Below are 10,344 nucleotides of genomic sequence, written 5' to 3' on the forward strand. Positions count from 1 at the left end.
AGCTGGACTATATCCTTTGGTCGGAGGGCACCGTATAGGTTAGCAAGCGTCCCGCCCGCATAGGTTGCGAATCATCCCGGCACGGCGCGAAACTCCTTATTACTGCCCGTTTTCATGCCTCCTTCTTCGACGGTGGATGTGCCTTTGCGCGCCTCTGCCACCGCTGCCCGGCCCAGCGACTCAGCTGCCGAAAATAACATCCCTTACACCCTGCCCGACCTCGTGTGCTTCGCGCACTTGCACTGGGATTTTGTGTGGCAGCGGCCCCAGCACTTGCTGTCGCGGTTTGCCCAGTATGGCCGGGTATTTTACGTCGAAGAGGCTTTTTATCACATCGATAATCTGGTTGAGCCGCACATCGAAATTAAGGAGCGCCAGAATGGCCTGAAGGTGGTAGTAGTGCACCTGCCCCACCGATTACGCGCCGACGCGGCGGCCGCCGACCAAGCGCAGTTTGAAATACTAAGTCACTACTTCAACAAACAGGGCCTCAATCGGTACATTTTCTGGTACTACACGCCGATGGCGCTGGGCAAGTCCCGCCAGTTCCATCCCGAGCTTACCGTGTACGACTGCATGGACGAGCTAGCGAATTTCAAATTCGCTCCGCCCGAGCTAAAAAACCTCGAGCAGGAGTTGTTCACCAAGGCCGACCTCGTATTTACGGGCGGTCAAACGCTGTACGAAGCCAAGCGTGAGCAGCACCCCGATGCGCACGCCTTCCCCAGCAGCATCGACAAGGCCCACTTTGGCCAGGCCCGGGGTCCGCTGGCCGAGCCCGCCGACCAGGCGGACATTGCGCACCCGCGCATCGGCTTTTTTGGGGTGGTAGACGAACGCCTGGATATCGAATTGCTGCGCGAACTGGCTCAGCAGCAACCGGATTGGCAGTTTATCATCATCGGCCCGGTGGTGAAGATTGACCCGGCCACTTTGCCCCGCACGGCCAACTTACACTACCTCGGCGGCAAGGATTACCAGGAACTTCCAGCTTATTTGAAGGGTTGGGATGTGGCAACTTTGCTATTCGCTGATAACGAAAGCACGAAGTTCATCTCGCCGACCAAAACCCCGGAGTACCTGGCTGCCGGCAACCCCGTGGTGAGCACACCCATTCGCGATGTGGTGCGGCCCTACGGCGACCTGAACCTCGTGCACATTGCCGATAACGCGGTTGATTTTGGCAAAGCCATTGAAAAGGCCCTGACCCAGCGCACCGATGCCGACTGGCAGCAGCGCACCGACGATTACCTGGCCACCATTTCCTGGGACCAGACCTGGCAAGCCATGGTCGCGCTCATGCAGGAGCGCCTCGGTGCCAAGGCCCCCGACGCTTCGACCACCGTGGTAACGGGAGAGCCCTTGGTTGCCACCAAAGTCTCAGAAGTAGAGCTGCCGCCCATTATGCCTACCTATTAGGCTCGCTGATTCGATTGCCCATTGCTACGTATTGATTACCCGTCAATAGCCCTTTCATTCCTACACTTCCATACCCTACGCCCCATGTTCGACTATCTCATCGTTGGAGCCGGTTTTGCCGGCAGCGTGCTGGCCGAGCGGCTAGCCACCCGCAGCAACAAAAAAATTCTCATTCTTGACAAACGGAGCCACATTGCGGGCAACGCCTACGACCATTATAATGAGGACGGCATTCTGGTGCACAAATACGGTCCGCACATCTTTCACACCAATTCGAAAGACGTGTTCGACTACCTCGGCAACTTCACCGACTGGCGTCCTTATGAGCACCGTGTGCTTGCTTCTGTTGACGGGCAGTTTGTGCCGATGCCCATTAACCTCGACACCATCAATAAGCTCTACGGCCTGAACCTGACCAGCTTCGAGCTGGACGAATTCTTCGCCTCCGTAGCCGAGCCCATCGACGTTATCAGGACTTCCGAAGACGTGGTGGTGAGCAAAGTAGGCCGCGAGCTCTACAATAAATTCTTCAAGAACTACACCAAAAAGCAGTGGGGTCTCGACCCTTCGCAGCTCGATAAGTCGGTGACCAGCCGCGTGCCTACCCGCACCAACCGCGACGACCGGTACTTCACCGATACTTACCAGGCCATGCCCCTGCACGGCTACACCCGGATGTTTGAGAACATGCTCAACCACCCCAATATCAAGGTGATGCTGAACACTGACTACCACGAAATTATGGACTTCATCCCTTTTAAGGAAATGATTTTCACGGGGCCGGTCGATGAGTATTTCGACTTCAAATTCGGCAAGCTGCCCTACCGCTCGCTGGAGTTCAAGCACGAAACGCTGAATAAGGAGAAGCACCTGGCGGCGCCCGTGGTGAATTACCCCAACGAGCACCCCTACACGCGCATCACCGAGTTCAAAGCCCTAACCGGTCAGGACCACCCCAAAACGGCCATCGTGTACGAATACCCGCAGGCTGAGGGCGACCCGTATTACCCCATTCCGATGGCCGAAAACGCCGAGCTCTACAACAAGTACAAGAAGCTGGCCGATGAAACGCCCAGCGTGCATTTCGTGGGCCGCCTGGCCACCTACAAGTACTACAACATGGACCAGGTAGTAGCCCAGGCGCTCACGCTGTATAAGAAACTGACGGAGAAAGAAAACGCCGTTAAGCCCGCTCGCCCCGCTATTACGGGCAGCACGGCACTGGTGGAGAAACTGGTGAGCCGTTCGCCGCAGCAGGAGTAGTTAGCCATCGTGCCGAGCGCAGCGAAGCATCGTTGCTGCGCAAGTAGTTTAAGTGTCGAGTCGAGATAAGAATGCTTCGCTGCGCTCGGCATGACACCCTTTTTAAGCCCAAACTGCCACCCCGCACCCGCGCTGGGGTGGCAGTTTAATTTAAGTCCGGACAAGCTTCACGCTGGCCTGGGCCATTGTTCTACCAACTCCTGCAGCTATGACTGAACTTGAACTCTGGGGCGGCGTCGAATGCAGCCATTGCCGCGTGGGCGATGCGTATTCCGACCAGCTCACGCGCAGCGGCCACTGGCACCGCCTCTCCGACCTGGATGCCCTGGCCGGACTGGGCCTGAAAACCCTGCGCTACCCCGTGCTATGGGAACACACCTCGCCCGAAAGTCCCGATGCCTGCGACTGGACCTGGGCCGACGAGCGCCTGCCCCGCTTGCGCGAATTGGGCATCAACCCCATCGTTGGCCTGGTGCACCACGGCAGCGGCCCCCGCTACACCGCGCTGCACCAAGAAAACTTCGCCGCGGGCCTGGCCATGCACGCGGCCAATGTGGCCCGCCGCTTTCCCTGGCTTACGCACTTCACACCCGTGAACGAGCCCCTGACCACCGCCCGCTTCAGCGCGCTCTACGGCCATTGGTACCCCCACACGCGCGATGACCGCACTTTTGTACGGGCCTTGCTCAACCAGCTCGACGCCACGCGCCAAGCTATGCGCGCCATCCGCGAAACCATCCCGCATGCCCAGCTGGTGCAAACCGAGGACCTGGCCCAGGTGCACAGCACGCCGGCCATGCGCCACCAGGCCGATTTTGAGAACCACCGCCGCTGGCTCAGCTTCGATTTGCTCTGCGGCCACGTCACGCCCGTGCACCCGTTCTGGAGCTACCTGCGCCAGCACGGTGCTTCCCAAGCCGAGCTGCAAAGCTGGATTGATACTCCCTGCCCGCCCGATGTGCTCGGCCTCAACCACTACCTCACCAGCGAGCGGTTTCTCGACGAGGCCACCGGCAACTACTGGCCTTGCCACGTAACCGATAGCGACGGCCAGCGCTACGCCGATGTAGAGGCCGTGCGCGTGGGCGGCGGGGTGACGCTGGCTGGTGTCACCAGCCTGCTGCTGCAAGCCTGGCAGCGCTACGGCCTTCCGGTAGCCATCACCGAAGCCCACCTCAACTGCACCCGCGAAGAGCAGGTGCGCTGGCTGCACCACGTGTGGGAGTCGGCCCGGGCGGCCCGGGAGCAAGGAGCCGATGTGCGTGCCGTAACGGTGTGGTCGGTGTTCGGGGCCTACGATTGGAATAGCCTGCTGACGCAAAATGCCGGCCACTACGAAGCTGGGGTGTTCGACGTGCGCAGCGGGCAGCTGCGCCCCACCTTGCTGGCCAGCATCGTGCAGTGCCTTGCCAACGGCCAGGCCTTTCGCCACCCTGCGCTGCAAGGCCTGGGCTGGTGGCAGCGCCCCGGCCGCGTGCATTTTGAGCCCAGCAGCGTCCCGGCTACGCCCCAAAAATTCAGCATTATCAATGCGCGGCCCCAAGCCCCGCATCCGATTCGAGCCACCACCCAAAAACTGACGTATGCGGCCTGATTTCGTGCTTGAACACCTTCCCGAAGCTGAAATCCGGCCTTTGCTCATTGCCGGAGCGCACGGCACGTTGGGCCGGGCCTTCAGCAGCATTTGCCACACCCGTGGTCTGGTAGCCGTAGCGCTGGGCCGTGCCGAACTGGACATTGCCGACCCCAAATCTGTGGCCCGAGCCTTCGACCAGCACCGTCCCTGGGCCGTGGTGAACGCCGCCGGTTACGTGCGTGTCGATGACGCGGAAAACGACGTGGAGCGCTGCTTCCGCGAGAATGCGACCGGCCCGGCCGTGCTGGCGGCCGCCTGCGCCCAGTGGGAATTGCCGTTGCTCACCTTTTCGTCGGACCTGGTGTTCGACGGCGAGCAGGAGGAACCCTATACGGAGTCGGCCACGCCCAACCCGCTTAACGTGTATGGCCGCAGTAAACTGGCCGCCGAGCAACTGGTGTTGGCCACCTGCCCGGCGGCGCTGGTGGTGCGAACCAGCGCCTTTTTCAGCGGGTGGGACCAGTATAATTTTGTGCACCAAGCCCTGCAAGCGGGTCGTGCCGGCCAGCCGTTCGAAGCCGCTGAAGATGTGCGCATGGCCCCCACCTACGTGCCCGATTTGGTGAATACCGCTTTGGATTTGCTGCTCGACGGGGCCCAGGGCATCTGGCACCTGGCCTGCCAGGACAGCTGCACCTGGGCCGATTTGGCCCGCGCCGCCGCGCGCCGCGCCGGTATTTCCGACGAATTTGTGGTGCCGCGCCGCATGGTCGATTTCGGCCTGCCCGCCGCCCGGCCCCGGCAAAGCGTGCTGGCCAGTGAAAAGGGCATGCTGCAGCCTTCTATTGAGGACGCGCTGGGCCGGATGCTGTAGCGTGGCTTCTGCGAGTCCGCGCGTGGTTGACCGAGGCGCGGCCTTGCAGAACCCCCGCGGCAACTCCCGCCAAAGTGGCGCAATTTTTAGATTGGGACGGTTTTAGCGGAACGCTCCGTAAATTTGGGCTGTGCTTCGGCGCTAATCGTTAATAAAACTACCTGATGTTTGAATTCCTAGGCAAGACCGTCGCCAAAATATTTGGCTCCAAGTCGGAGCGCGATTTAAAAGAAATCGTGCCCTACGTGGCGCTGATTAATGCCGAATACGCCAAATTGGCCGGCTTGACCGACGACCAGCTCCGCGCTCAGACCGATGCCGTGCGTGCCCGCATTGCCGAGCGTCTCTCCGCTCTCGATGGGCAGATTGGCGGCCTGCACCAGCAGATTGACACCCAGCCCCAGTTAGATATAGCCCAGAAAGAGGTGCTGTTCGAGCAGATTGACGCGTTGGAAAAGCAGCGCAACAAGGACCTTGAAGCCGTGCTGCTGGAAGTGCTGCCCGTGGCTTTCGCCATTGTGAAGGAAACCGCCCGCCGCTACAAGGAAAACGGCCAGCTAGTGGTCACGGCCACGGAGTACGACCGCGAGTACGCCAGCCGCAAGGCCAACGTGACCATTCAGGGCGACCAGGCCGTGTGGGCCAATAAATGGCTGGCCGGCGGGGCCGAAATCACCTGGGACATGGTGCACTACGACGTGCAGCTCATCGGCGGCGTGGTGTTGCACCAGGGTAAAATTTCGGAAATGGCCACGGGCGAGGGCAAGACGCTGGTTTCGACGCTGCCATCGTTCCTCAATGCGCTGTCGAAGCGCGGGGTGCACCTGGTGACGGTGAACGACTACTTGGCCAAGCGTGACTCCGAGTGGAACGCGCCGCTGTTCGAGTTTCACGGCATCTCCGTGGACTGCATCGACAAGCACCAGCCCAACACGCCGGAGCGCCGCGCCGCTTACCAGGCCGACATCACCTACGGCACCAACAACGAATTCGGCTTCGACTACCTGCGTGACAACATGGCGCGCGACCCCGAGGAGCTGGTGCAGCGCAAGCACCACTTCGCCATGGTCGACGAAGTGGACTCCGTGCTGATTGACGATGCGCGGACGCCGCTCATCATCTCCGGCCCGGTGCCGCGCGGCGATGTGCACGAGTTCTACCAGCTCAAGCCGCGTATTCAGCGCCTCGTGGATGAGCAGAAAAAAGTGGTGCAGAACTACCTCGTGCAAGCCCGCAAGCTCATTGCCGAGGGAAAAACCGGCGCTGAGGAAGGCGATAAAAACGGCGAGGGCGGCCTCATGCTCTTCCGCGCCCACCGCGGCCTGCCCAAGAGCAAGCCGCTCATCAAATTCCTGAGCGAAAGCGGCAACCGGGCCGTGCTGTTGGCCACCGAAAACCACTACCTGGCCGATAACTCGCGCCAGATGCCCAAGGCCGACGAGCCGCTGTTCTTCACCATTGACGAGAAGAACAACCAGATTGAGCTGACCGAGAAAGGCATTGACTTAATTACGGCCCAGGGCGAAGACCCGCAGCTGTTCATCATGCCCGACATCGGGATGGCCATCGCCGACATCGAGAAAAACGCCACGCTTTCGGCGGAGGAAAAGCTGCATCAGAAAGACAAGCTGATGAGCGACTACAACGAGAAAAGCGAGCGGGTGCACACCGTGAACCAGCTGCTGAAGGCTTACACGCTGTTTGAGAAGGACGACCAGTACATCCTGACCGACGACGGCAAGGTAAAAATTGTGGATGAGCAAACCGGCCGCGTGATGGAAGGCCGCCGCTATTCCGACGGCTTGCACCAGGCCATTGAGGCGAAGGAAAACGTGCGCGTGGAAGACGCCACCCAGACTTACGCCACGGTGACCTTGCAGAACTACTTCCGCATGTACCACAAGCTGTGCGGCATGACCGGCACGGCCGAAACCGAAGCCGGCGAGTTCTGGGAAATCTACAAGCTCGACGTGGTGGTGATACCCACCAACCGCATCATTTCGCGCAAAGACTCCGACGACCAGGTGTATAAGACGGTGCGCGAGAAATACAACGCCGTGGCCCTGGAAATCCAGAAGCTGGTGGAAGCCGGCCGCCCCGTGCTGGTCGGTACCACATCGGTGGAAATTTCGGAATTGATGTCGCGCATGCTGAAGCTGCGGGGCATTCCGCACCAGGTGTTGAACGCGAAACAGAACCAGCGCGAGGCCGAGATTGTGGCCGGTGCGGGCTTTCCCGGCACTGTGACCATTGCCACGAACATGGCCGGCCGCGGTACCGACATCAAGCTGCGCGAGACTTCCAAAGAATCGGGCGGCCTGGCCATCATCGGCACCGAGCGCCACGAAAGCCGCCGCGTCGACCGCCAGCTGCGCGGTCGTGCCGGCCGCCAGGGCGACCCCGGCACTTCGCAGTTCTTCGTGAGCCTGGAGGACAACCTGATGCGCCTATTCGGCTCGGACCGGATTGCGAAGCTGATGGACCGCATGGGCATGGAAGAGGGCGAAGTGATTCAGCACTCGATGATTACCAACTCCATCGAGCGCGCCCAGAAGAAAGTGGAGGAGAACAACTTCGGCACGCGCAAGCGCCTGCTGGAGTACGATGACGTGATGAACGCCCAGCGCGAAGTGGTGTACAAGCGCCGTCGCAACGCCCTGCACGGCGACCGCATGGAAGTCGACATCCTCAACATGATTTACGACGTGAGCGAGGATATTTCCGCCGGTCACAAAATCACGGGTGATTTTGAGGACTTCAAGCTGGCCGTTATCCGGGTGTTTGGCTACGACACGCATTTGTCGGCGCAGGACTTATCCCTGCAAGTGCCCGCGCTCACCCAGAAGCTCTACGACGAAGCCCTGGGCTATTTCCAGAGCAAGAACGAGCACATTGCCTCAAACTCGCTGCCGCTGGTGAACGACTTGCTGAGCCAGAATGCGCCCTACGAAAATATCGCCGTGCCCTTCACCGATGGCAAGAAGCAGGTGCAGGCCATCGCCAACCTGCGCCGCGCCCAGGCTACCGGCGGCCACGACATCCTGCGTCAGATGGAGAAAGTGGTGGTGTTGAGCGTGATTGATACGGCCTGGACCCAGCACCTACGCCAGATGGACGACCTGAAACAGGTGGTGCAAAACGCGGTGTACGAGCAGAAAGACCCGCTGTTGGTCTACAAGTTCGAGTCATTTGAGCTATTCAAGCGCATGATTGGCAAGGTGAACGAGGAGACCACGGCCTTCCTTTTCCACGCCGATGTGCCGGTGCAGCAAGGTGCCGTGGGCACCAACGAAGAGCAGGACTACTACCTGGAGGACGAGGAGTCCCAGCCCCAGCTCACCGTGGAGCACGAGAGCAACCTCGACTCGCTCGGTGCCGGCCCCGAGGACTTCGGGCCCGACTACCAATCGCCCCAGGTAGCCGAAAAGCAAGTGCCCGTGCGCAGCCAGAAAGTGGCCAACCGCAACGAGAAAGTGAACGTGCAGTACATGGACGGCCGCATCATGCGCGACGTGAAATACAAAACCGTGGAGCAGGACCTGCTGGAAAACCGCTGCGTGCTGGTAGATTAATCAGCCCAATCTTTAAAGCAAAAAAGGCGGCCTTCCCATCGGGGAGGCCGCCTTTTTTGTGCAGTTAGTACTCCCGCCAGAGCCGGCCGTTCTGGTCCATCACATCGGCCACGAACTCAGCTAACTCGCGGTAGGCAGCGGGCTGGGCCTGCTTGATGGCTCGTAGCAGGCGAATCAGGCGCGGATTGTCTTCCGCGTCTTCATCCTTCATCAGCTCGATGAAGGCCGGTAAGGTGGTGGGGAGGTCGAAGTGAGTTAGGTTGAGCCCGGCGGCGTGGGCGGTTTCAAAAATCCAGGTATCGCAGGCGGGTTCCATCACGATGAGGTAATGGGTGAGATGCTCCGGATGCTGATGGATGCTGTAGCGACAATCGGGGCCGGGGCGGGCGGCTATGGGCGAGGAACCAGCGAATGGCCTCAAGTATTTGACATCGGCAAACTTCTTATCCTTGTCCACCATGCCCACCACGAAGCGCGCCTTGCCCGATTCAGCTTGCTGGCGCAGCACGTTGGCTACTTTGGAAATGCCGTGCTGGTGGTTGATAAATGTGAGCCGGTCGGCGAGCAGAGAGCGGGTGAGGGCGGTATCGACGTGGCACTCGGGCACAAACAGAACGTTTTCAGGCATTGTGGGCCGCGCCGGTCGTGAACCGCTTCATGTTGTAGAACACGTCGATGCCATCGGCGCGGATGCTGCGGATTTCCTCGTCGCTGAGCTGGTGTACTTTGGTTTGATGGTCCTCATAATAGGCCGCAAACATGGCCAGTTCGCCCGCCTGCGCGTCGTCGGTTAGCATGGTTTCCAGTATCTCGGTAATGAGATAGGGGCTGTGCGTGTCGATGAAAAACTGGTTGTTGCGGCTCTCCACAATGCGCCGGCCCAGCTTCGACACGTACACCGGAAAAGAGTGAGCCTCGGGCTCTTCGAAAAGGAGCACGGCATCGTCGTTGCTCTCAATCGCGGCCAGATAGAAGATGATGCGTTGTAGGGTATCGGCTACGCTGGAATAGGGATAGGAGTAGATTATGCCGTCCTGGTCTTTAATGATTTCAAGCCGGCGCTCATCCATCCGAAGCTGGAGCTTCTGCCCATAGCGCTCGAACATGGCGGCAATTTCCTGACGAAGCCTAGAATGAGTTTGGATAACTTCAATGAGGTTGCTACCATGAGGAGGGGTCAGACGATTGCTGCCAGAGTCCTGAGTGATTACAGCGTTTTTATTAAAAGTGTAGGTCAGTGACTGTAATTGAATTTCGTAATAAGGTTCTTTGATTTTATCAGCAGTTAATCCAAAAACGGTTTCACTATCAAAGTCAGTGTATGCGAAATGCTTTGGTGAAACATTGTTAGAACTCCGCATATCGAGCTTTCCACGTAATATATTTCGCATCATGTAATGCTCTGCTTTTCCAGTTGTTATGTTGATAGGGTTACTAACTGATGTTACGCAGTCGTTGGGCATCTTAGCCCGTTTAGCAGCTTATGATGACTTGCACGCTGGACCTGTACACGGATTATTTGCTGAGTTCGACGGGTCCGACGACGGCCACGGGCTTGTCGCGGCTGCTGGACAGGGCGTTGAGCCACGACCACATCACGCGCTGGCTGAGTCAAGGCACCTACGGCCCGGCCGACATCT

The 10,344-nt window shown here is 59.3% G+C and carries 7 protein-coding genes and 1 pseudogene; 6 read left to right on the top strand and 2 right to left on the bottom strand.

Annotated features, from left to right (window positions below; all coding sequences use genetic code 11):
* Nucleotides 1-114: 114 nt before the first annotated feature.
* The 5 genes from IEW17_RS10525 to secA all read left to right on the top strand — a co-directional run bounded on the left by IEW17_RS10525 (nucleotide 115) and on the right by secA (nucleotide 8,704).
* Nucleotides 115-1,419, top strand: coding sequence for a glycosyltransferase family 1 protein (locus tag IEW17_RS10525; RefSeq protein WP_188561999.1), 1,305 nt, complete (start codon nucleotides 115-117; stop codon nucleotides 1,417-1,419).
* Between the two features lie 84 nt (nucleotides 1,420-1,503).
* Complete coding sequence (gene glf / locus IEW17_RS10530) at nucleotides 1,504-2,682, top strand: UDP-galactopyranose mutase (RefSeq protein WP_188562000.1); 1,179 nt, start codon at nucleotides 1,504-1,506, stop codon at nucleotides 2,680-2,682.
* Between the two features lie 208 nt (nucleotides 2,683-2,890).
* Complete coding sequence (locus tag IEW17_RS20900) at nucleotides 2,891-4,276, top strand: family 1 glycosylhydrolase (RefSeq protein WP_229748943.1); 1,386 nt, start codon at nucleotides 2,891-2,893, stop codon at nucleotides 4,274-4,276.
* 4 nt (nucleotides 4,277-4,280) lie between these two features.
* Nucleotides 4,281-5,132, top strand: coding sequence for an SDR family oxidoreductase (locus IEW17_RS20905; protein ID WP_229748944.1), 852 nt, complete (start codon nucleotides 4,281-4,283; stop codon nucleotides 5,130-5,132).
* Between the two features lie 164 nt (nucleotides 5,133-5,296).
* A complete protein-coding gene (gene secA, locus IEW17_RS10540) occupies nucleotides 5,297-8,704 on the top strand; it encodes a preprotein translocase subunit SecA (protein ID WP_188562001.1) in 3,408 nt (1,135 codons plus the stop codon).
* A 64-nt stretch (nucleotides 8,705-8,768) separates the two neighbouring features.
* Here secA and IEW17_RS10545 read toward each other — a convergent pair whose 3' ends face one another.
* Both IEW17_RS10545 and IEW17_RS10550 read right to left on the bottom strand, forming a co-directional pair.
* Nucleotides 8,769-9,332, bottom strand: a complete 564-nt coding sequence (locus IEW17_RS10545) for a hypothetical protein (RefSeq protein WP_188562002.1) — start codon at nucleotides 9,330-9,332, stop codon at nucleotides 8,769-8,771.
* Nucleotides 9,325-10,167, bottom strand: coding sequence for an AAA family ATPase (locus IEW17_RS10550; protein ID WP_308420612.1), 843 nt, complete (start codon nucleotides 10,165-10,167; stop codon nucleotides 9,325-9,327). Before IEW17_RS10550 ends, IEW17_RS10545 begins: the two co-directional genes overlap by 8 nt.
* Before the next feature lie 20 nt (nucleotides 10,168-10,187).
* Between IEW17_RS10550 and IEW17_RS21585 the strand changes: the two are divergent.
* Nucleotides 10,188-10,344 (top strand): annotated as a pseudogene (locus tag IEW17_RS21585) (IS701 family transposase); the annotation flags it as partial.

The organism is Hymenobacter frigidus, from assembly GCF_014640435.1.
In the GTDB taxonomy this organism is placed as follows: Bacteria; Bacteroidota; Bacteroidia; order Cytophagales; family Hymenobacteraceae; genus Hymenobacter; species Hymenobacter frigidus.